Source organism: Flavobacterium xylosi (assembly GCF_042787345.1).
In the GTDB taxonomy this organism is placed as follows: Bacteria; Bacteroidota; Bacteroidia; order Flavobacteriales; family Flavobacteriaceae; genus Flavobacterium; species Flavobacterium xylosi.
In genome coordinates this window covers 1-23,158 of the sequence record NZ_JBHZPZ010000025.1, presented here as the reverse complement: position 1 = coordinate 23,158, position 23,158 = coordinate 1, and the positions used below count along the sequence as shown (strand labels likewise).

Annotated in this window: 16 protein-coding genes and 1 tRNA gene; 12 read left to right on the top strand and 5 right to left on the bottom strand. The window is 35.6% G+C overall.

What is annotated here, in order from left to right; all coding sequences use genetic code 11:
* Position 1: 1 nt before the first annotated feature.
* Positions 2-1,036: an A/G-specific adenine glycosylase gene (gene mutY, locus ACFX5E_RS15345; protein WP_379856042.1), complete on the bottom strand. Its 1,035-nt coding sequence runs from the start codon at positions 1,034-1,036 to the stop codon at positions 2-4.
* Between the two features lie 121 nt (positions 1,037-1,157).
* On the opposite strand from mutY, the gene ACFX5E_RS15340 reads away from it, so the two are divergent.
* Positions 1,158-1,460, top strand: coding sequence for an HU family DNA-binding protein (locus ACFX5E_RS15340; protein WP_465254609.1), 303 nt, complete (start codon positions 1,158-1,160; stop codon positions 1,458-1,460).
* A 325-nt stretch (positions 1,461-1,785) separates the two neighbouring features.
* Positions 1,786-3,327, top strand: a complete 1,542-nt coding sequence (locus ACFX5E_RS15335; protein ID WP_073204553.1) for an Rne/Rng family ribonuclease — start codon at positions 1,786-1,788, stop codon at positions 3,325-3,327.
* A 171-nt stretch (positions 3,328-3,498) separates the two neighbouring features.
* Here the strand turns inward: ACFX5E_RS15335 and ACFX5E_RS15330 are convergent, their stop codons facing one another.
* Entirely contained in the window at positions 3,499-3,942 is a 444-nt protein-coding gene (locus tag ACFX5E_RS15330) for a nucleoside deaminase (protein ID WP_379856041.1), read from the bottom strand.
* Positions 3,943-3,980: 38 nt separating this feature from the next.
* On the opposite strand from ACFX5E_RS15330, the gene ACFX5E_RS15325 reads away from it, so the two are divergent.
* Positions 3,981-5,762: a 1-deoxy-D-xylulose-5-phosphate synthase gene (locus tag ACFX5E_RS15325; protein ID WP_379856040.1), complete on the top strand. Its 1,782-nt coding sequence runs from the start codon at positions 3,981-3,983 to the stop codon at positions 5,760-5,762.
* A 37-nt stretch (positions 5,763-5,799) separates the two neighbouring features.
* Entirely contained in the window at positions 5,800-6,828 is a 1,029-nt protein-coding gene (locus ACFX5E_RS15320; protein WP_379856039.1) for a DUF3078 domain-containing protein, read from the top strand.
* Between the two features lie 68 nt (positions 6,829-6,896).
* Here ACFX5E_RS15320 and polA read toward each other — a convergent pair whose 3' ends face one another.
* On the bottom strand, positions 6,897-9,737 hold the full coding sequence (gene polA / locus ACFX5E_RS15315; protein ID WP_379856038.1) for a DNA polymerase I: 2,841 nt from the start codon (positions 9,735-9,737) through the stop codon (positions 6,897-6,899).
* 346 nt (positions 9,738-10,083) lie between these two features.
* On the opposite strand from polA, the gene ACFX5E_RS15310 reads away from it, so the two are divergent.
* From ACFX5E_RS15310 to ACFX5E_RS15300, 3 genes are all read left to right on the top strand, one after another.
* Positions 10,084-11,574: a hypothetical protein gene (locus tag ACFX5E_RS15310; protein WP_379856037.1), complete on the top strand. Its 1,491-nt coding sequence runs from the start codon at positions 10,084-10,086 to the stop codon at positions 11,572-11,574.
* A 183-nt stretch (positions 11,575-11,757) separates the two neighbouring features.
* Positions 11,758-12,993 (top strand): metallophosphoesterase, encoded by a 1,236-nt coding sequence (locus tag ACFX5E_RS15305; protein WP_379856036.1) that lies wholly within the window; start codon positions 11,758-11,760, stop codon positions 12,991-12,993.
* A gap of 73 nt (positions 12,994-13,066) precedes the next feature.
* Positions 13,067-13,363, top strand: coding sequence for a thioredoxin family protein (locus ACFX5E_RS15300; protein WP_103998982.1), 297 nt, complete (start codon positions 13,067-13,069; stop codon positions 13,361-13,363).
* Positions 13,364-13,376: 13 nt separating this feature from the next.
* Here the strand turns inward: ACFX5E_RS15300 and ACFX5E_RS15295 are convergent, their stop codons facing one another.
* Both ACFX5E_RS15295 and ACFX5E_RS15290 read right to left on the bottom strand, forming a co-directional pair.
* Entirely contained in the window at positions 13,377-14,021 is a 645-nt protein-coding gene (locus ACFX5E_RS15295) for a polysaccharide deacetylase family protein (protein ID WP_379856035.1), read from the bottom strand.
* Between the two features lie 83 nt (positions 14,022-14,104).
* Complete coding sequence (locus tag ACFX5E_RS15290; RefSeq protein ID WP_379856033.1) at positions 14,105-17,380, bottom strand: glycosyltransferase family 117 protein; 3,276 nt, start codon at positions 17,378-17,380, stop codon at positions 14,105-14,107.
* Between the two features lie 247 nt (positions 17,381-17,627).
* On the opposite strand from ACFX5E_RS15290, the gene ACFX5E_RS15285 reads away from it, so the two are divergent.
* From ACFX5E_RS15285 to ACFX5E_RS15265, 5 genes are all read left to right on the top strand, one after another.
* Positions 17,628-17,698: transfer RNA gene (locus ACFX5E_RS15285), tRNA-Gln, on the top strand.
* A 400-nt stretch (positions 17,699-18,098) separates the two neighbouring features.
* A complete protein-coding gene (locus ACFX5E_RS15280) occupies positions 18,099-18,932 on the top strand; it encodes a helix-turn-helix domain-containing protein (protein WP_379856032.1) in 834 nt (277 codons plus the stop codon).
* 90 nt (positions 18,933-19,022) lie between these two features.
* On the top strand, positions 19,023-20,333 hold the full coding sequence (locus ACFX5E_RS15275; protein WP_379856031.1) for a TolC family protein: 1,311 nt from the start codon (positions 19,023-19,025) through the stop codon (positions 20,331-20,333).
* Between the two features lie 17 nt (positions 20,334-20,350).
* Positions 20,351-21,505: an HlyD family secretion protein gene (locus tag ACFX5E_RS15270; protein ID WP_379856030.1), complete on the top strand. Its 1,155-nt coding sequence runs from the start codon at positions 20,351-20,353 to the stop codon at positions 21,503-21,505.
* On the top strand, positions 21,505-23,061 hold the full coding sequence (locus ACFX5E_RS15265; RefSeq protein WP_379856029.1) for an MFS transporter: 1,557 nt from the start codon (positions 21,505-21,507) through the stop codon (positions 23,059-23,061). The genes ACFX5E_RS15270 and ACFX5E_RS15265 overlap by 1 nt, the downstream gene beginning before the upstream one ends.
* The last annotated feature ends 97 nt before the right edge of the window (positions 23,062-23,158 follow it).

Sequence of the window (23,158 nt, the reverse complement as noted above, 5' to 3'; positions counted from 1 at the left end):
TTTATTCCTTTTCTATAAAATTATAAATCACAATAGGGAAGGGGAGTGTTCTTAAAACGGTGTTATTTATCCCGTTTTCAATACTTCCGTTTAGGTTGACTTTCCAAAACTTGATGTGCAAATGTTGATGTGATAATTTATGAATTATACTTTTGTCATTATCTTCTAATATACTTAGAATAGAATTTCCTTGAAAATAATCGGACTCTATTTGCTCAGCAATAAAATCAAAATCTTCTTCCTTATCCGTTTCAATCAAAGGGAATTCATATAGATTATGCCATATTCCTTTATCTGTTCGTTTTTGAATTATGGTGTTGTCATTTTCATCTGCAACAACCAAATAATTAAAGTAACGGTTGCGGACTTTTACCTTTTTGGACTTAACCGGTAATTGATCTACTTTCTTTTTTTGCAATGCGGCACAACTTTCATTAAAAACGCAGATGCCACAATTCGGACTTTTAGGGACACATTGCAAAGCGCCAAACTCCATGATGGCCTGATTGAAAGTTGCTGGGTTGTCTTTTGGCATTAATTCGAAAGCCAAAGCGGCAAATTCTTTTTTGGCGGAAGCCTGCGCAATATCCGTTTCGATATCAAAATAACGGGACAAAACCCGAAATACGTTTCCGTCAACAACAGGAACTGCTTCATTGTAAGAAAAAGAGGCGATTGCGGCGGCAGTATATTCTCCGACTCCTTTTAGTTTCAGCAAATCAGAATAATTGTTTGGGAATTTTCCGGCTAAATCAGAAGCTATATATTGAGCAGTTTTGTGTAAATTTCTGGCACGTGAATAATAACCCAATCCCTGCCAAAGTTTTAATACTTGTTCTTCACTCGCCGCCGCGAGATCAAAAACCGTTGGAAAAGCAGTAGTGAAAGATAAAAAATAAGGCATTCCTTGCGCTACTCGCGTCTGTTGCAGCATGATTTCGGAGAGCCAAATTGGGTATGGATTGGTGGTGTTTCTCCATGGCAAATCACGTTTATTTTGTAAATACCATTTTATCAACAGGTTAGAAAAATTCATCTTTAAATATTAGACTGCAAAAGTAAAAGTTTATGTGATTAAAATTTAATGAATTAGCTTGAATATTTGTTTTTTAAATTCCTATATTTGCAAACTCAAAAAAATAGTACAACATAATAAAATAGGAAAGAAAATGACGAAAGCAGATATCGTAGCAAAAATTTCAGAAAAACTTGGTCTTGAAAAAGGAGATGTTCAGGCAACTGTAGAGACTTTTATGAATGAAGTAAAAAATTCATTAGAAACTGGAGACAATGTTTATTTAAGAGGTTTTGGAAGTTTTATTGTAAAAACTAGAGCAGAAAAAACAGGTAGAAATATCTCAAAAAATACAACAATAAAAATTCCTGCACATAATATTCCTGCATTCAAACCTGCAAAAGTTTTTGTTGAAGGAGTAAAAATAAATAACGAAGCAAAATAACATAATTAATTAATCATAAAATCTTCAAGATATGCCAAGCGGTAAAAAAAGAAAGAGACATAAGGTAGCGACTCACAAACGTAAAAAAAGAGCGAGAGCTAACCGTCACAAAAAGAAAAAGTAGTTTTAAACTACTTTTTTCTTTTTAAAAGTTCATTGAAATTGAGATTTAAGATTGTCGATTACAGATTTAAGATTGCAGATTTTAAAAATCTAAAATCAAGAATCAAAACTCAGAAATCTAAAATCTCCCCGGGTACAATACCTGTTAAAATATTGTTTAATCCATTTGTTCGCCTTGGCGAATAGATAAAAAATTTACAGCGTGAATAAAGAATTAATCATCCGATCCAGTTCTGAAGCCGTAGATTTTGCCTTATTAAAAGATGGAAAACTAATTGAATTACACAAACAGGAAGAAAAAAGCAACTTTCAAGTAGGTGATATTTTTATCGCCAAAATACGAAAGCCAGTTGCCGGACTTAACGCCGCTTTTGTAAATGTAGGCTTCGAAAAAGATGCCTTTTTACATTATCATGATTTAGGACCCAATTTAGCTTCCCAATTGAAATTCATAAAACTTGTAAGCGCAGGTAAATTAAAAGATTTCTCCCTAAAAAACTTTCAGTTTGAAAAAGAAATAGACAAAGATGGCACCATTACTGATGTTTTGAGTTCCAATCAATCTGTTTTAGTACAAGTCGTCAAAGAACCAATATCTACCAAAGGACCTAGAATTAGCGCTGAGCTTTCTCTTGCCGGAAGATTTATTGTTTTGGTTCCCTTTTCTGACCGTGTTTCTATTTCACAAAAAATAGAGGACAAAAAAGAAAAAGACCGTTTGAAACGATTAGTACAATCCATCAAACCAAAAGGATTTGGTGTTATTGTTCGCACAGTAGCCGAAGGCAAAAATACAGCCGAATTAGAAAAAGATTTGCAGAACCTGCTTAGCAGATGGACTGCAATGTGTAAAAAATTACCGACTGCTCATCATCCGTCAAAAGTATTAGGAGAACTCAACAGAGCCTCTTCGATATTAAGAGACGTGTTTAATGATACCTTTAGTGGTATTCAAATTGATGATGAAGAGTTGTACAACCAAACGAAGGATTATTTGCAAGAAATTGCACCTTCAAAACAATCAATTGTTAAGTTTTATCAATCAAATGATACGCCTATTTTTGAGAAATACAACATAGAGAGACAAATCAAAACCTCTTTTGGGAAAACAGTTTCCATGAGTAAAGGGGCTTATCTTATTATCGAACACACTGAAGCTTTGCACGTTATTGACGTAAACAGCGGAAACCGTTCTAATAAGGCCACTAATCAGGAAGACACCGCAATGGAAGTGAATATGATTGCTGCTGCCGAAATCGCTAGACAATTACGTCTTCGTGATATGGGTGGTATCATAGTAGTAGATTTTATCGATATGTCTAATCCAGAAAATCGTAAAGTTTTGTTCGAGTTCCTTAGGGAAGAAATGAGCGATGATAAAGCAAAACATAAAATCTTACCTCCGAGCAAATTTGGATTAGTCCAAATTACAAGACAAAGAGTAAGACCAGAAGTAAATATTAAAACTAGAGAAGAAGATCCAAACAATATTGAAGGCGAAATTGAAGCGCCAATTCAAATCATTGATAAAATCGGTTCCGATTTAGAAACAATTTTAAAAACCCACAATAAAGTGGTACTTAATGTACACCCGTTTGTGGCTGCATACCTCAGTAAAGGTTTTCCATCATTACGTTCAAAATGGTTTTTTGAACATAAAAAGTGGGTGAAAATCATACCTCGTGACGCTTACACGTATTTAGAATATCATTTCTACGATAAAAAAGGAAATGTTATTAAATAAAATCAAAACCGCCTTTCGCAAGATTGGCGGTTTTTTTATGTCTTTTTTTTAGGAGCTTTATCCAGCTATGCGTTACAATCTTTTTCAACGTTGTCAGGGTTCAAAACCCTGACAACGTTTAGAAAAAGGATTTTCACTTCTATCTGGGCTAGGGAATTTGGGTAAATAGAATTATTTTCTTTTCTCAGCAAAAAATCGCTTCATCAACTCCGAAGATTCATTAGCCAAAACTCCTTTTACAACCGTAGTTTTAGGATGCAGTTGCGTACCCATTTTCACGAAACCACGATTTTCATCACTGGCGCCATACACAATTTTAGAAATCTGGCTCCAGTACAAAGCTCCGGCACACATCTGGCAAGGTTCCAGTGTTACGTAAAGGGTGCATCCTATTAAATATTTTCCGCCAAGATAATTAGCTGCGGCAGTGATGGATTGCATTTCGGCATGAGCCGTAACATCGTTGAGTAATTCGGTTAAATTATGACTTCTGGCAATTACTTTATTGTCAATTACAATAATGGCACCAACAGGAATCTCGTCTTTGTCAAAAGCCATTTCGGCTTCCTGCAAAGCTTTTTTCATAAAATATTCGTCGGTGAAAGGATTTATCATAACTGCAAAAATATGAATTCAATTCGTACATTTGCTTTATGTCAGATAATTTACTTTCAAACATAAACAATCCCTCCGATTTACGCCAGCTTGACGAAGCTCAACTTCCTCAAGTCGCTCAGGAATTACGTAATTTTATTATCGATATTGTATCTGTAAAAGAAGGCCATCTCGGTGCCAGTCTTGGAGTTATAGAACTAACAATCGCTTTACATTTTGTTTTTGACACGCCAAATGATTTATTGATTTGGGATGTAGGACATCAGGCTTACGGACATAAAATACTCACGGGCAGAAGAGAAAATTTCCATACTAATAGGCAACTGGGCGGTATTTCTGGTTTTCCAAAAAGAAGTGAAAGCATTTACGATGCTTTTGGTGTGGGGCATTCTTCGACTTCCATTTCGGCAGCTTTAGGAATGGCAATTGCTTCTAATTTGAAAGGCGAGTATGAAAAGCAACATATTGCTGTGATTGGAGATGCTTCCATCGCATCAGGAATGGCTTTTGAAGGATTAAATCATGCCGGAGTTACTGACGCTAATTTATTGGTTATTCTTAATGATAATGCCATCGGCATTGATCCAAGCGTTGGTGCATTAAAAAAATATCTTACTGCCGTAAAAGAAGGAAAAAATCCGAGGCAGAATAACATGATTAAATCATTGAATTTTGATTATTCGGGTCCTATTGACGGTCATGATATATTCGCCGTTATCAAAGAACTCAAACGCTTACAAAAAGTAAAAGGTCCAAAATTCCTTCATATCATTACCACCAAAGGAAAAGGACTGCAACAAGCCGAAGAAAATCAGGTTAAATATCATGCGCCTGGGAAATTTGACGCTACAACCGGCGAAATTCACATAAAATCAGAAGAGAATTTACCTCCAAAATACCAAGATGTTTTTGGCTTAAGCGTATTGGATTTGGCTAAAAAGAATGAAAAAATTATCGGAATCACGCCTGCAATGCCTTCGGGAAGTTCTCTTAAATTCATGATGGAAGCACTACCGAAACGCGCTTTTGATGTTGGAATTGCGGAGCAACATGCCGTTACTTTAGCCGCCGGAATGGCTACGCAAGGCATGATTGTTTTTTGTAATATCTATTCCACTTTCGTACAAAGAGCATACGACCAAGTCATACACGATGTTGCTTTGCAAAATTTACCCGTTATTTTTTGTTTGGATAGGGCAGGATTAGTGGGTGAAGATGGCGCGACGCATCACGGGGTTTTTGATTTAGCTTATTTACGCTGCATTCCAAATATGATTATTTATTCTCCGATGAATGAAATTGGTCTACAAAATATTCTATACACGGCACAATTAGGGTTAAATAATCCTATTTCGATTAGATATCCTCGTGGTCGGGGAGTAGTTGCTGATTGGCAGTCTAAAAATTTTGGGAACTATGAAAAAATAGAAATTGGCAACGCCATTTGCCTCCAAAAAGGTTCTGAAATAGCCGTTTTATCCAATGGAACTATTGGGAACAATGTTACTTTGGCAATAGCCAAAATGCAACATCTGGAAACAGTAGCGCACTATGATTTTTCTTTTGTTAAACCATTGGATGAAAATTTGTTACATGTTATTTTTTCGAAATTTGAACGTATAATTACAATAGAGGATGGTGTCGTTAATGGCGGATTTGGTAGTGCTGTTCTTGAGTTTGCAGCCTCGCATAATTACGCTTCAAAAATTAAAATACTTGGTATTCCGGATGAATTTATTGAACAAGGAACTGTTAATGAACTGCAACAATACTGCAAAATTGACGTTAAAAGTCTAGAAATACTTTTTTCAAATTATTAAAATAATTATTTTGCACTCTTAAATTTATTGCCTTATAATGAAATTACTGCCCTACACTTTTCTTTTCTTTGTATTTTCAATTGCTACAAATGTTTTTTCCCAAGAGACAATAATACCAGAACTCCTACCTGTAGCAATGCTTGTAAAAGTAACTACATATGAACCATTAACAGTAGCATTAAAAATACAACCAACAAGATCATTTATTCCTTTATCTCATTGGACAAAAACAAATACTTTAGGGTTTTACATCTCTGAAATAGCTTTTGTTAACTGGAGTGCCGGTGGAACCAGTTCCGTATCGGGGTTATTTAAAGGCGATTTTTCAAAAGTATACACGAGAGAAAATTATAAATGGTCAAACGAACTTATTGTTCGCTATGGCCTAAATAAGCAAGACGGAATTGAAGTCAGAAAAACGGATGATGCGCTCCAGTTAAACTCTACATTTGGCTATCGCCAAGACACTATTTCAAACTGGTATCACTCGGCAAAATTTAATTTTAACTCTCAGTTTACAAATGGTTATTCGTATCCTAATACAGAAATTGCCATATCAAAACCATTTGCACCCGCTTATATTTTCTTAGGAGTAGGGGCTGAAAATATAAATAAGGAAAAGAAGAGAACGTTTTATATTTCGCCTTTTACCTTTAAGAAAACCTTAGTTTTAGATCAAAGACTGGCTAATCAAGGGGCTTTTGGTGTGACTAAAGCCGTTTATGATACAAACGGGATTCTAATTACTCAAGGGAAAAGATCTAAAACGGAACTTGGTTTTCTGATGACCAGTTTTTATAAAGAGGAGATTTTTAAGAATGTCAATTTAGAAAATCGATTGAGTTTATATTCTGATTACATTAATAATTTTGGGAATATTGATGTGGATTGCGATTTGTTACTCGATTTGGTAGTAAACCAATATGTAAAAGCAAATATTGGTACCCATATCGTTTATGATGACGATATAAAATCTAAAAAAGAAGTGGATGGTGTCCAAGTTACCCAAGGACCAAAAGCACAACTAAAACAAATGTTAGGAGTTGGAATTGTGTATCTTTTTTAAATACTGAATTATCCTAAAACAATTTGGCTATAAAGTTCAACTTGTTTTAGGAGTCACAATACTCAATATTAATGCGCTTCCAGCCAGTCTTTTCCGGCTCCTAAATCGACATCCAAAGGGACGTCAAGTTTAAAGGCATTTTCCATTTCGTGTTTTATCATTGGTTTTATTTTTTCCAGTTCGCTATTATGAACATCAAAAACGAGCTCATCATGAACCTGCAAAAGCATTTTACTTTTCCAATTTTCCGAAGTTAATTTTTCATGAATATTGATCATTGCAATTTTTATGATATCGGCTGCGCTTCCTTGTATCGGCGCATTTACCGCATTTCGTTCTGCACCTCCACGAACAATTGCATTTTGGGAATTTATGTCTTTTAAATAACGACGACGTCCTAGAATAGTTTGAACATAACCATTCTCTCTTGCAAAATCTATTTGTTCCTGAATATAGGACTTCAATCTTGGATAGGTTTGGTAATAGGCTTCAATCAACGCTGCACTTTCGCTTCTGGATAAAGAGGTTTGGTTGCTCAATCCAAAGGCTGAAACGCCGTATATAATTCCGAAATTCACTGTTTTCGCATGACTACGTTGTTCTCGCGTTACTTCTTCCAAAGGAACATTGAATACTTTTGAAGCGGTAGATTTGTGAATGTCTTCCTGATTTTGGAACGCTTTTATCATGTTTTCCTCACCACTTAAAGCGGCTATAATTCGCAGTTCTATTTGAGAATAATCGGCAGAAACGATCGTGTGATTTTCGTCTCTGGCAACAAATGCTTTCCTGATCTGTTTTCCTCTTTCGGTACGAATAGGGATGTTTTGTAAATTTGGGTTATTAGAACTCAATCGCCCTGTTGCAGCAACAGTTTGCATATAATCCGTGTGGATACGATTTGTAATTTTATCTACCTGAAGCGGTAGGGCTTCAACGTAAGTGTTTTGTAATTTTATCAATTGGCGCCAGTCAAGAATATCTTTTACAACTGGATAATCAGTGGCTAAATAACTCAAAACTTCTTCCCCGGTAGCGTATTGGCCCGTTTTAGTTTTCTTTTGTTTTAGACCGCCAATTTTTAATTTATCAAACAAAATATCTCCGAGTTGTTTTGGCGATGCCAAATTAAATTTCTCTCCGGCTATTTCAAAAATAGTCGCCTCTAATATTTTAATATCATCATCCAATGTTTTTGAAAGGGATTTCAGGAAATCAACATCAACCCGAATACCTTCTTTTTCCATATCAGCCAAAACTTTCACTAATGGAATTTCAATGTCTTCAAATAGTTTTTTGGTGCCCGTTTTGTCTAATTCCAGGGTGAATATTTCCTTGAGCTGCAAAGTGACATCGGCATCTTCAACGGCATATTCTTTTATTTCTTCGAGTTCAATATCTCGCATTGATTTCTGGTTCTTTCCTTTTTTTCCAATTAAAGCTTCAATAGATTTTGGAGAATATTTTAAGTACGTTTCCGATAATATATCCATGTTATGACGCATATCGGGATTGATTAGATAATGCGCAATCATCGTATCGAATAATTTTCCTTTTACGGTAACGTTGTAATTAGAAAGAATTTTTAAATCATATTTTAAATTCTGTCCAATTTTCTCGATGCTTTCATTTTCAAAAAACGGAATAAATTTCTCGACTAAAGCTTGTGCTTCTACTTGGTTTTCCGGAAACGGCACATAAAAACCTTTTCCCTTTTCATACGAAAATGAAATTCCAACCAATTCTGCATGTAAAGCATCAAGTCCAGTAGTTTCTGTATCAAAACAAACAGAAGATTGGGTTTTTAAATTTTGAAGCAGTAATTTAATTCCTAAGTCACCTTGAATTATCTGATAGGAATGCTCCGTATTTTCTAGTGTATTGTAATATTGATGACGCGTTTCTCCAGTCGTGTCTTCTGGACTTGTGCTTCCAAACAGATTGAATTGTTCTTCGTTTTTTATTGGCTTCTTGTATAGTTTCGCATCAGTATCGGCTCCTTCCCTTTGGGAAGGCTGGGATGGGCTTTTAAATATGGCATCAAATTGCTCGGCCATTCTTCGGAATTCCAGTTCGTTGAAAAGTGCATCTGTCTTTTCTACATCAGGAGTTGATAATTCATAATCGGTTTCATCAAAAACTACAGGACAATCCAGTAAAATGGTTGCTAAAGTTTTAGATAATAAACCTTTCTCTTTATTGGCTTCAATATTCTCTTTCATTTTTCCTTTTAGCTTGTCTGTATTTGCCAAAAGGTTTTCCATGGTGCCAAATTCCTTTAATAATTTCTTAGCGGTAACTTCACCTACGCCAGGTAATCCGGGAATATTATCGGCTGCATCGCCCATCATTCCAAGAAAATCAATTACCTGATCCGGTCTTTCAATTTCAAATTTCGCCAAAACTTCCGGAATTCCCCAAATTTCAATGCCATTACCCATTCGAGCGGGTTTATACATAAATATGTTTTCAGAAACCAATTGCGCAAAATCTTTATCAGGGGTTACCATAAAGACTTTATAGTTTTGTTTCTCAGCTTGTTTGGCAATGGTTCCAATTAAATCATCTGCTTCATAACCCTTGACTTCTATGATGGGAATATGCATGGCTTTTAGTAAATCTTGAATATACGGAATAGCAATTTTTATAGCCTCTGGCGTTGCGTCACGATGCGCTTTGTATTCAGGGAATATTTCATTTCTCAATTGACTGCCGCCATTATCAAAAGCTACAGCCAAATGATCTGGTTTCTCTCTCTTTATTACATCCATCAATGAATTCATGAAACCCATAATGGCGGATGTATCCATTCCTTTTGAGTTGATTCGAGGGTTTTTTATAAAAGCATAATAACCGCGGAAGATTAAAGCATAAGCATCTAGAAGAAACAAGCGTTTTTGTTTTGACATGATTGTGATTTTGTAAAGTTTTCAAAAGTACAAAACTTGTCAGATAAAGAACAGACAGTTTGAAATATTTCTTATTCACTCTCTTCATAATGTCCTTTTTTGAATCCAAGTATTGCAAATGAGCAGGTTTGGAAAATTATTTATGATCTTTTTTATAGGAAAATTTATAATAAATAAATTTAAAAATTTAAATATATATGTAATTTATCAGAAATTATTTATGCAATGTAAAATAGTATGTAGTTAATCGATAAAATAAGTATTTAAACGGGATGTTGCTTATTTTTACATAATAATTTTCAATGCCGATTTCGGTTCTTTTATTTAATCTTTTATTTCGTTTGATATGGAAAAAAACTACTCTTCTAAAAAGGTATTACAAGCCTGCCTGTTATTTTTCATGATAATAACGACAAATATGTTTGCCCAGGTGGGTATCGGAACAACTACTCCAAATGCGAGTTCGATTCTAGACTTAACATCTTCAACGCAAGGGATGTTAACGCCAAGGATGACGACGGCGCAAAGAATTGCAATTGTCTCTCCGGCGGATGGATTGATGGTGTACGATACAAATTTGAAATCTCTTTTTCATTTTGATACCGGTATTTCTTCTTGGGATAAAATCAATACTGATGCTAATTATGGCAGAATAAAATTTAAAAGGATAAAATCTACTGATGTTTTGGCAACTGTTTTGGCTGCAGAAAAAACGGCTGGAGGCGAAAGTAAATATCTTTTGGATACCGGTACTTTGTATGAAATTAACGGAATAATTAATCTTGATTTACCAATTGAATTAAACAATGCATACATTAGTGGTCAGGATTCCGGTGAAGATAAGTTGGTTAAAGCTTCGGGTGATCTTTTTGTTGGTACAACAGGAGGGTCAATCAGAGTGGTCACTTTAACGGCCACAGCTGGGAAAGTATTCAATATTGCTGGAGGCGGTACTCAAAATTTAGTTTTTAGAGATGCGATTGTTTCTAGTTCTTCTAATGTTGGTGTGATTGATGGATTTTCTTTGGTTTTTGTTAGTATTGTTCAATTTGCAGGAAATACTACAGGGATTGTTTATAAGGATGTTAGTAAATTATTAATTACTAATGTTGGCTGGTGGGGAAATAACGGTGGGACCTATGAAACATTACAGGGTACTTTTGGACTAATTCAAAAAGGAGGAGGTTTTACAGAAGTAAATGGAACTAGTATAGGATTAGACGTTTCTTCGAACCCTACAATAACCGGTGATGCTCTTCTTGAAATGGTAGTTTTTACCGGAAATACTACAGCTGGATACGTAAAACCATATACAGTTGGCGGGTATTCTGGATATAATTTCAATAATAATTGGAGTGTACGTTGTGCAGGAATTCCAAATGAAGGAGACTCATTTTCAGCGGGTAATTTATATTTGAATAGAGCATTAACATCACCAACAATACAACTTACAGATACGAATGGAGCCTATAAAGTTCCGGGAACTACAATCGCTACGAATTTGTTTAGAATGAATGGTGCGACCAGTAATCGTTTAGTATATTTAGGTAAAAAATCAAGAACTTTTACGGCGACGGCTTCAGTTTCCTTCGAAGGAGGAAGTGGTAGTGCTGATCTTTTGTTTTATTTTGTGAAATTTGCTGCTGGAGGAACACCTTATACGTTCGTAACTTCTTCAGAAACTTTTATAGATTCTAATACAACAAATGTGCAAAGTTTTTCTGTTTCAGGAACCATAACTCTTGCTACTGGAGAATATGTTGAATTGTATGCACAGCGTTTAAATGGTACAAATAAAACATTTACATTTCGTTCATATAATATGTCAATGAAATAAAAAAATCAGTTTACAGTTTATTAAAAACCGCATTATTTTTAAACTAAATAATGCGGTTTTTATTTGAGCTTCATATTTATGAGCTGTTGTTGCTTTTTTAAGATTTAGCCAACAGTTAAATTTTAACTAATACCAATCTGTTTTAATTAATTGTTTTGTTATTTTGTCTAAAATTTTATAGAAATGATTCTTCGAATACTACTATTATGTATTGTCCTTTTTATTATTGAGCTTTATGCATTCCAAGCCTTGCGAACCTTAATAAAGGTGAAGTGGGTTTTGGTCTCTTATCAGATTATTAGTTTATTGCTTTTAGTGTTCATCATTTATTCTTTCCTACAGTTTGACCGCTCCGTTGGACAAACTAAGCAAACCATGTATACCATGGGTTTGGTTCTTTTGGTTTATATTCCTAAAATGATTTTGGCTCTTGTATTACTTGGTGAAGATATTTTTAGAATTGGAGCTGGTTCAGTGAACTATTTTATCGAGAGTAATGATAACGCCACTTTTTTTGCTTCAAGAAGAAAATTTGTTAGTCAGGTTGGATTAGGACTGGCGGCAGTTCCTTTTTTATCTTTGATATATGGAGTGACCGTAGGCAGATATAATTATAAGGTTATCAAACAGCAGATATTCTTTCCTGATCTGCCGGATGCTTTTGATGGTTTTACCATTACTCAAATATCGGATGTTCACAGTGGAAGTTTTGATAATCCCGAAAAGATAAATTATGCGATAGATTTAGTCAACGAACAAAATTCGGATATGATTTTGTTTACAGGTGATATTGTCAACACAGATGCGAAAGAAATGCATCCCTGGATAGAAACTTTTAACCGAATCAAAAAACATGAGTATGGTAAATATTCAGTTTTAGGGAATCATGATTATGGGGAATATGTGACTTGGCCTACAGAGGCAGCAAAAGAGAAAAATTTTCAGGATATAAAAAATCTATACGGAGAAATTGGTTTTAAATTAATGTTGAATGAACATACTTTTATTGAAAAAGGAACCGATAAAATTGCATTAGTTGGAGTAGAGAATTGGGGTCAAAATTTCAAAAAAGCCGGTGACATTAATAAAGCTTCTGAACAATTAAATAAAGAGGATTTTAAAATTTTAATGAGTCACGACCCGAGTCATTGGGATTATGAAATCAAAAATCACGATAAAAACTTTCATCTTACCTTATCCGGACATACACACGGAATGCAATTTGGAATAGAAATTCCGGGTTATTTCAAATGGAGTTTAGCGCAATATGTTTATACGCAATGGGCTGGTTTGTATGAAAATTTAGGACGATATGTTTATGTAAATAGGGGTTTTGGCTTTCATGCTTATCCTGGAAGAGTAGGAATCATGCCTGAAATTACGGTCATTGAACTAAAAAAGGGTAAGGCTATGGCTTAATTCGTTAAAAATGTTACATTTGTATAATAATTATCTCTTTTTAGTAAATTTAGAAAATTAAATTTTTGGTTTTATGTCAAAATTTGGAGAACTTATAAACACACAAATACCTGTGCTGATTGACTTTTATACGGATTGGAATGAATCGTCAGTTTCGATGCATCCTGTGATCAGAGATGTAGCGGCCGCACTTGGCGATAAAGCAAAAGTCATAAAAATTGATGTGGATAAAAATCAGGAATTAGCTGAAGCTTTACGAATAAAAGGGCTTCCTACTTTAATGATTTACAAAGAGGGTTTAATGATCTGGAGACAATCCGGGGAGTTAGATGCTAATACGATCATTAATCTTGTTCAAGAGCAGTTGTAGTTCTTTGTTACTGCTAAATTATAACTTCACAGACAAAATTGTTTTCTTTTAAATATGCTAAGATTTTGGGTAGTACATATTCAAGGTTTTTGAACGCTTTTATACTGTCATGAAAAACAATGATGCTTCCCGACTCTATATTAGAAAGAACATTTTGTAAACATTTTTCTCTTGATAAATTAGAATCAAAATCTACGCTCAGAACATCCCACATTATTATTTTATATCCTGATTGGCGTATTGCTTTCGCTTGTGCTCTTTTTATCTTGCCATAAGGCGGACGAAAGATTTTAGAATTAACATTGCTGATTGCAAATTGCTGAATAGTTTCCTTACATCGTTCAAAATTTGCTAAATAAGTTTCAGTTGTTGTTTTCCAGCCATTCAAATGATTGAAAGTGTGATTTCCAATAGCGTGTCCCTCACCAATTACTTTTTTGAATATTTCAGGATGTTTTTCTATATTATTCCCAATGCAGAAAAACGTTGCTTTAGCATTGTGTTTCTTTAATTCTTCTAAAACCCATTCGGTAATTTCAGGTATGGGGCCATCGTCAAACGTGAGGAATATTTTGCTTTCATTATTGGGGATATCCCAAACATAGTTTGAAAACAGTTTCTTTATAATCCAATTCGTTTTTACCCAAAGAAAGTTCATTTTTTTTATTTTAAAGTTAAAAAAAAATAGCGACATTTTTCAATATCGCTACATTTTCTAATTATCTGATTTTCTAATTAATGTTATTCTTTCTCACGACCAAAACGTTCAAACATTTTAATATAGGTATTAAAAGCGGTTATGTTCTGATTATAAAATGGGGTATCTCTGCTTTCTTTCATTACTTGCAGCAAACCTCTGTAGCGTTCGATATCTGTAATGATATCAATTCCAATACTTGTTTGGTCAGATGCGCTCAAATTGCCGTAGTAATTAAGATTCTCTTTGTATTTCGATATTAATTTTTCTAGAAGTTGCTGCGCTTTTGCTTTTTCGCCAATGGCGTAATACCCTTTAGCAAATGGCTCCACCAGTGAATAATATCCAAATTTATCCAATGGCATTTTGGTCATGGCCAAGTCGATGATGTTTTTAGCTTTGTCTTTTTTCCCTTCGGCAATTAACTGATCCATCAAGCGGGCAAGATTCATTCTGTAAGTAATGCTGTTTCTTCTGGTTTCAGGGTCATGATAAATGGTTGAACTGTCGCTATTTCCCCAGTCCCATTTCATAACATTGGCATACATTTTATCCGAATCAATTTGACCCATGTCCATTTGTCCGTCGTCTTTATTCAGTTTTGTTCTAATAGGAACTAATTTATAAACCATTCCGTCTAACTGTAGATACTCTTTCATCCAGATATAATCTTCGTTATCAAATGCTCCACCGCTGAAATAGATAGGTCTTTTCCAATTGTTGTTAGCAACGATATCAAGCATCATTAGCCTGTTTTTATACAGTGCATTCCCTTTTATGTCTAAATCTATGTAAGGAACTATAGAATCATTGTATTTGGCTGAAACAACTTTGTTCTTGATAATCATATTTTTGTCAACCTGAATTCTGATTTTATTTGTTGGATAAAAATGTATCGTCTGCCCATTCTGCATTTCCACAGTAGATTTTGGATTTTTAATAAAATCGATAAAATCTTTTATTTCCCATCGGCTTTCCACTTTTGGAATATGAGCTACATAATCCAGTTTGTCTCCCACATATTGATCGTGTGTAAATGAAATAGGTAAAGGATCAGATTCATACGTTTTCGTTTTCATTTGATCAATATACCAATCGGTCATAAAAAGACTCGTGTTTACGATTTTAACGTCAGTTCTCACTTTTTCAATTTCTTGGGCATACCATAACGGGAAGGTGTCATTGTCACCAATAGTGAATAATATAGCATCCTTATCGCAAGAGGTTAAATAGGCTTTTGCCATAGCTACCGCGGTGTATTTGCCAGAACGGTCGTGGTCATCCCAGTTTTGAGAAGCCATCAAGACTGGAGCTGCTAATAAACTGGCAGCAATAAGTAATGGACCGGCAATTTTTGGAGCCAAATATTTTTGGGCACTTTCATAGAGTGCATAAACACCAAATCCTATCCAAATGGCAAATACATAGAAAGAGCCGACTAAAGCATAATCTCTCTCGCGAGGTTCGAAAGGTCTTTCGTTTAGATAAATTTTTAATGCAATTCCTGTAAATAAAAACAGCGCGAGTAACACATAAAAGCTCTTTAAATCTTTATTGACATGATACATCAAACCAATCAGTCCAAGTATAAATGGTAAAAAGAAATATACGTTTCGACCTTTGTTATTTAATACATCCGAAGGTAAATTGTCTTGAGAACCTACATGTAAGTCATCAATAAATTTAATTCCACTAAGCCAATTTCCGTCTAAATTATCGTATTTTCCTTGTACATCGCTTTGACGTCCAACAAAATTCCACATTAAATACCTCCAGTACATGTACCCAAATTGATATTCGAACATGAAACTTAAATTGTCAACAGTTGTAGGTTTTTCAATAATCAAATAATCTCCGTAACTTTTCAAGAAAGAAACATAACCATCATTGTCAATTTGTTTTTGAGCGTAGGCTTGTCTGAACTCATTTATCGTTTTTTCAACCTCGTTTTTCAACTGCGCGATGGCTTTGTTGTATTCCTCTTCGGTTAATTTGCTTGGATCAATGCCGTATTTTGTTAAATCTTCCTCATAAGGATAATCTGGATTGATCTTAAATGCAGGGGGATTGGTGAAATTCATGTAATTTGCTACATGTTCGCTACTCCACATCCTAGGCAAAATAGTTTTTTGGTGGTCATCACTATTTTGTTCGGCATTTTTAAAATTATTTGTAATAATATATTTGCCTGTTTTTAAATCTCTCTCGTAGTTAGGAGCTTTGTCTAAGTAAGGATTTTCTTTGTCTAAGCCAGTAAAGGTTTCCGTGTACTGAGGCCCGTAAAACAAAGGATTAACGCCATATTGTTCCCTATTGTAGTATGCCAGAATTTCCGCAGCATCTGATGGTTTGTTTTCGTTAATTACAGTATTGGCGTTTGCTCTGATTGGTAACATCATCCAAGTGGAGAACCCAATTAAAATAAACAAAATGCAAAGAATAATGGTGTTGTAAAATATCAACCCTTTTTGTTTGGTATATCTCAAACCAAAGTAAAAGAAAGCTATAAAAAGTAGTGCGACAAAAATAGATCCTGAATTAAATGGCATTCCTAAGTTGTTCACCATAAAAACTTCTGTCTTTGCAAAGAAAGCCATGGTCAATGGTAGCAATAGCTTGAAAATAAATAATAAGATTGCAATAACAACAACATTGGCAATTATAAAATTTTTGACTGTAACAACTTTATAATGTTTAAAAAAATAAAGAAAACCTATAGCGGGTATAGTCAATAAAGCCATAAAGTGAACACCAAACGAAAGTCCAACAACCAAAGAAATGATCAGTAACCATTTATTTCCTCTTGGTGTATCCATGTCTTGTTCCCAGCGTAATCCCAACCAAAAAAGTAAGGAAATGAATAAAGAAGCCATGGCATAAACTTCCGCTTCTACGGCATTGAACCAAAAACTATCAGAGAAGGTATAGGCTAAAGCTCCAACAAATGAACTTCCAAGAATAACTATTGCATTGTCTTTGTTTATGTCAGAAAATCTAGTAATCAGCTTTTTCAATAGCATTGTAGAAGACCAATACATGAATAAGATTGTAAAGGCGCTTGAAAAAACGGACATCATGTTGACCATTAATGCAATGTGTTTATCATCGGTGGCAAACATGGCAAAAAAGGCTCCAATCATCTGGAATAAAGGAGCTCCGGGTGGATGTCCTACCTCTAGTTTGGCGGCGGTTGCAATATATTCACCACAATCCCAAAAACTCATTGTGGGTTCAACCGTAAGCGTATATGTTACTAATGCTATTGAAAATGTAAGCCAACCTATAATCGTATTCCATTTATTGAAATTGAATGTTACCATATTTCAGACTAAAATTTAGTTAAATTTTTTGAGATACAAAGAAAATGTTTTTTTGTCGAATGATGCGAGCATTAACAAAATTTTCAAAAAAAAAATGAATTTTGGTAATCAATTGGTTTTTAGTTGTTTTGAAAATAATATTCGATTGGAGTCGAAGAGAATGAAAGTTTTTTGAAAAAAACGCCTTAAAAAATTTGTGTAGCTTAAAATTTGTATTAAATTTGCACTCGCTTAACAGCAATGGAATTGGTCTATGGTGTAATGGTAACACAACTGTTTTTGGTGCAGTCGTTCAAGGTTCGAGTCCTTGTAGACCAACAAGTATTTATGAAAACCCCCGTAAACATTTCGTTTATGGGGTTTTCTTTTTTGGTGCTGTCCTGTCCTAAAATAGCGATAAAAAAAATCTGTTTTTTTATTATTATGCTTTAAATGTCTGTTTAATTTGATAAATAATCCAACTACATAATTGCTTATCGTGATATATTTCTTCAGTATCTATTAAAAATCCCCAAGAAGAGTTAGCCCATTCTCTCAATGGTAAAAAAAGCAATTTCAAATTAACTTATCTAATGCAGTATTATGCTGTAAAGTCATCAAAAGAAATGAAATGTACTTTCATTATAAATATTTGGAAAATAGTATAATTTCGAACTCTTTTAATCACTCTCGTGGGTATGTAGATGTTTCTTTAGTTAACTTTGCTTAAAATGTAACTTTGGAAAAACCCATCCAGATTTTTGATGCTCACAATATTTTTGATTTTATCGAAATCAATCACCCGTATCATCCAAAGAATCCGGCATTTTTAATTCTGAAGAAAGGGAAACTAATTTTTACCGAAAACCTAGAAAGAATTGAGCTTGAAGAAAATTATGTGGCCCTAGTTGATTCACGTGAAGTATATGAAATTCTGGAAATTAGTGATGATCTTGAAATATTTCTGGTGGCTTTTCACCGCGAATACACTGAAAAGCTTCCACTGAAAATCAACCGTCTTAATGCCTATGTTTACTTCCGGAATGAGCTGGTCCGCCATTTTCAGCTACCAACATCGGAGTTTGAAAAAATTTGGAAAAATGTAGATCTTCTGAAAAACATTTTGGAGAGCGAAGACTTTACTACCCATCATGACGAAATCATCCGACATCTGTTTTCCTCTTTAGTATATCAGTTCGGAGATACCGTTTCCAAAAATTCAGATTTTTCAAAGCAAAAAAATTCCAGGAAACAGGAACTGGCCCTTCATTTCCTTAAAAACGTAGGTGAACATTTTCTGGAAGAAAAGGAGGTTACCTTTTATGCCGAACAAGAGTTTATTACTTCCAGACATCTTTCAGCTGTATTGAAAGAAGTAACAGGTAACACGGCAGGACAGCTTATTGCTGCTTTTGTCATGAAGGAAGCTAAAGCGCAGCTTGCTTCCTCTGACAAATCGATATACGAGATTTCTATGGATCTTAAGTTCAGCGACCAATATTCCTTTGGTCATTTTTTTAAGAAGCATTCCGGCGAAAGCCCGAACGCTTACCGCAAGCGTTTCAAAAACTAAATCTTACTTTTAAACATTTTATTAATTGTTTCCGTCATTTCTCATGGCAGAGGATGCTTCTACCTTTGCCTACTCAAAACAACGGAAAATATGAAACTGAAAATCAGAATGACTCTTTTATTGCTGGGTCTGTTTTTTTTCACTGCCAACGCCCAGACTTCGGAACGTAAAATGTCACTCGATGAAGTGGTACAAAAGGCTTTAGAAAATCACACGCAGCTGAAACTTTCAAAGGAAAACATAGAGATTGCAAAGCAGCAGACAAGAATTGCGGAACTGCAGAAACTGCCCACAATCAATGCTTCGGCCAATGCATTTTATCTTGGTGATGCTTTAATTCTTGATAAGGACTTCTCGAAAGTGGCGACTTTGAGTATGCCTCATTTCGGAAATACCTATGGCGTTCAGGCATCTGAACTGATCTTTAAAGGTGGGATTGTAAAAAAATCCATAGAAATAGCGGAGCTGAGAGAACAGTTGGCTGAACTGGATTTTGAAAAGGATCAACAAAATATAAAGTTCCTGGTCATTTCGAATTATCTGGATATCTACAAAATCATCAGCCAAAAAAATGTATTCCTTAACAATCAGAAACTGGCTACAGAACGTCTTGAAAACGTAAAGAAATTTTACAAACAAGGTATGGTGACCAGAAATGAAATCATCCGTGGGGAACTTTTATTGAAGAATCTTCAACAGGGAATCCTGGTTCTGGATAACAACCGTGCAAGCATAAACTATCAGTTAACAACCGCCATCGGAATCTCAACGGATATCCTTATTGAACCAATCGATTCTTTCAGCGATATCCCGGAAGCGGAGAATCTGAAGTATTATCTTGAACTGGCTCATCAAAATCACCCCGTTTTGAAATCTGCCCAAACCGGAATCAAGATGGCCGGTAAAAACATTGAAATCATTAAAACGGACAGAATGCCCACCATTGCGGCATTCGGAGGATACAATATGGCAAGGCCGGTTACGGTTACAATGCCAGCTCAGGATTTTTACACCAATTCGTGGCAGACCGGACTTTCTATAAGTTATAGCATTGATAATCTCTATAAAACCAAAGAGAAATTGCGCTTAGGTAAGTTTCAGCTCAATCAGGCCAACATCGTGCTGGATTTGCAGCTACAGCAACTTGACGTGCAGACTAACGCCGCTTACCTGAAATGGCAGGAAGCGATGAAACAAGCTCAACTTTATAAGGAAAGTGAAGCGCTTGCCAACGAAAACTATAAAATCGTCGAAGCTAAATATCTAAACCAACTCGCTTTGCTGGCGGACATGACCGATGCGACGAACGCCAAACTTGAAGCTGAGTTACTATCTTCAAACAGCGAGATTAACGTAAGATATCAGTATTACAATTTAATTAAAACAACAGGAACTTTATAAAAACTAAACATACAGATATGTCAGAACAAACTCTAGATAAAACAAATGCAATTCAACCTGAAATCGAAGCAAAAGTTTTAGGAAAAAAGGATGAAGTAAAAGAGACGGTGGCTCCCAAAAAACACAAAAAACACCCCGGTACCGTTAAAACAACGGTCATCAACTTAGTCGTTTTTGCGATTGCGGTTGTCGGATTTTATTGGCTCGTCACCCATTACTTTCATTTGAACGACGATAATTTTACCAATTCTGCGCAGGTAGAAGAATTTATTAATCCAGTGAACACAAGAGTTCCGGGGTATATCAAAGCGATTAAATACAAAGAGCATGAGGCGGTAAAAAAAGGTGACACGCTGGTTATTCTGGATGAAAGCGAACTCCTAACCCAGTTGGCACAAGCAGAAGCGGCGTATCAAAATGCGCTGGCCTCCAGAAATGTTACCTCTTCGGCTGTCAATACGGTTTCGAATAACGTAAATGTGGCCAATGCTAATATAGCGGGTGCAAAAGCAAGACTATGGAATGCTGAACAGAATATGAACCGTTACAAAAATCTTTTGGCTTCTGAAGCCGTGACCAGACAACAATACGACCAGGTAAAAACGGAGTATGATGCGACCAAAGCAGCGTATGAAACGCTGATAAGCCAAAAAAACACTGCGAGTCTAGCTACCGGCGAGACCAGAAGCCGACTTGGGGTAAACGATGCCGAAATTAAGAGAACCGCAGCCATGCTGGATATGGCTAAAATTAATGTTTCCTACACGGTGATTACCGCTCCCTATGACGGGATCATGGGCAGAAGGCTGATTAACGAAGGACAATTACTGCAAGCCGGTCAGCAATTAGGAACTATTGTGCTGAACGGTCAAAAGTGGATTACCGCTAATTTTCTGGAAAGCCAGATGCATCGTGTGAAAATTGGTGAAAAGTTGAATATGACCGTGGACGCTTTAGGCGGGCAAAAATTAATAGGTGAGGTGACTGCTATCTCTGCCGCAACAGGATCAAAATATTCGAATGTTCCCGTAGATAATTCCACAGGAAACTTTGTGAAGGTGCAGCAGAGAATTCCTGTACGCATTGAATTCACCTCAGAAAACAAAGCGGAAGATTTGAATCAGCTCCGTGCCGGAATGAATGTAAATGTGACTTTAAATAAACCGAAATAATGGCTGATTACAATCAAGGGCTTTACAAAAGCTGGGTGCCCAAGCCGGTGCAGCTTTTACTCATTGTGGTGTTTACCTTTTTGATTTTGTCCCTCAATCCTGTAAACGTTGGGAACATCGGTATGATGGTAGGCGATTTAGGAATCATGCAAGAATACCTAATTATGGCCAATTTTGCTACATTTATCGGAATGGGAACCTCAATACCCCTAGTTTTAAGGGCGAAGTTGAGATTCCGCTCCAAAGAGATTATGGTATTTTCGCTTGCTATAACCGCACTGCTTTCTTTTGTTATTGGTACCACTAATTCCCCGGAACTCATTATCGCCAGTTCATTCCTGATGGGTTTTTTCAAGATGTTGATGTTGATGGAATTCATCCTGCCGCTGATGTTTATTTTAACTCCTGACGGGAAAAGAGGAAAATTTTATTCGATCTTTTATCCTTTTTCAATTGTTACCGGAAATGTTACGGGATATTATCTCGCAAAACTTGCCTACCAAACGACATGGCAATATCCGCATCTGCTTACGGCGGGGCTCTGTTTGTTGATGATCATGATTTCAGTGCTATTCCAGCACAATCAACGTTTTGCGCGCAAAATGCCCTTTTCCCAGATTGACTGGGGGAGTATCGTTCTCTTTGCCGGCACTTTTCTTTTTATGTCTTATTTTCTATCTTTTGGCAAGACGCTGAATTGGTTTGATGCCCGAAACATCCGCATTTCCTTTTGGGGTTCTTTGATTAGTTTTGTGCTACTTACTTTGCGACAGTTGCAGTTGAAGAGGAGTTACATTTCCTTCGGTATTTTTACTAAAAGTAATGTACAGAGCGGTTTAATTATGTTGCTTTTTATGGGGGTTTTTCTGGGATCAAGTTCTTTGCAGAATACCTTTACGGTCGGAATTTTGGGATATGATATGGTGACCAATTCATCGTTGAACCTCATGATGATTTCGGGTGTGATTCTAGCAGGAGTGGTTGCCTATTTTTGGTTTAAAAATGAATGGCAGATAAAGATGTTCATCTTCTCCGGTTTTGCGGCTTTTTTTCTAAATTCAGTGATAATGTATTTCATGATGGTTACTGAACTTAATTATGAAAGTTGGCTTCTACCCATGTTTCTTAAAGGTTACGGATTAAGTGCAATATACATCGCGGTTTGGTTTTATATCCTCGACAAACTTGAAATGGAACCAATGCTTCAGGCGATTGGACTTGTTCTGGTGTTCCGGAGTTTTGTGGCCACTGCTGTATTTTCCTCCTTTTTCTCCTGGCTGCAGTATCAGTTTCAGTGGGAGAGTGTGAATAATCTTGCCGTTTATCTGGACGGTAATTTGATGTCATCGCAAGTTGCTTTATCCAATTACAAAAGCATACAGCTCAATGCTATTTTGACCGCCAACAAAAAAATATATGGTCTGATCTGTATTGCATCCATCGGGATGATGATTTATGTTATCCAACATCATTTTGGAAAGGTTAGGTTTTCAAGGTTGGGATGGAAGCAATCCAAGTTCAGCGGTGTTTTAAGAAAACTAGATTCAACTAATTAATGCAACTTTAGGGAAAAGATAAAGATATTTTTTCAAAAGAAAGGACTTTAAAGTCCTCTCTCTCGAATGGAATAAATGTTCTTTATTTGCTCCTGAC

Coding starts and splice junctions, on each gene's coding strand:
- ACFX5E_RS15295 (WP_379856035.1), bottom strand. CDS start 14,021: ATGAACTTTCTTTGGGTAAAAACGAATTGGATTATAAAGAAACTGTTT.
- ACFX5E_RS15300 (WP_103998982.1), top strand. CDS start 13,067: ATGTCAAAATTTGGAGAACTTATAAACACACAAATACCTGTGCTGATT.
- ACFX5E_RS15330 (WP_379856041.1), bottom strand. CDS start 3,942: ATGATAAATCCTTTCACCGACGAATATTTTATGAAAAAAGCTTTGCAG.
- ACFX5E_RS15270 (WP_379856030.1), top strand. CDS start 20,351: ATGTCAGAACAAACTCTAGATAAAACAAATGCAATTCAACCTGAAATC.
- ACFX5E_RS15320 (WP_379856039.1), top strand. CDS start 5,800: ATGAAATTACTGCCCTACACTTTTCTTTTCTTTGTATTTTCAATTGCT.
- ACFX5E_RS15290 (WP_379856033.1), bottom strand. CDS start 17,380: ATGGTAACATTCAATTTCAATAAATGGAATACGATTATAGGTTGGCTT.
- ACFX5E_RS15310 (WP_379856037.1), top strand. CDS start 10,084: ATGGAAAAAAACTACTCTTCTAAAAAGGTATTACAAGCCTGCCTGTTA.
- ACFX5E_RS15265 (WP_379856029.1), top strand. CDS start 21,505: ATGGCTGATTACAATCAAGGGCTTTACAAAAGCTGGGTGCCCAAGCCG.
- ACFX5E_RS15305 (WP_379856036.1), top strand. CDS start 11,758: ATGATTCTTCGAATACTACTATTATGTATTGTCCTTTTTATTATTGAG.
- mutY (WP_379856042.1), bottom strand. CDS start 1,036: ATGAATTTTTCTAACCTGTTGATAAAATGGTATTTACAAAATAAACGT.
- ACFX5E_RS15325 (WP_379856040.1), top strand. CDS start 3,981: ATGTCAGATAATTTACTTTCAAACATAAACAATCCCTCCGATTTACGC.
- polA (WP_379856038.1), bottom strand. CDS start 9,737: ATGTCAAAACAAAAACGCTTGTTTCTTCTAGATGCTTATGCTTTAATC.
- ACFX5E_RS15275 (WP_379856031.1), top strand. CDS start 19,023: ATGAAACTGAAAATCAGAATGACTCTTTTATTGCTGGGTCTGTTTTTT.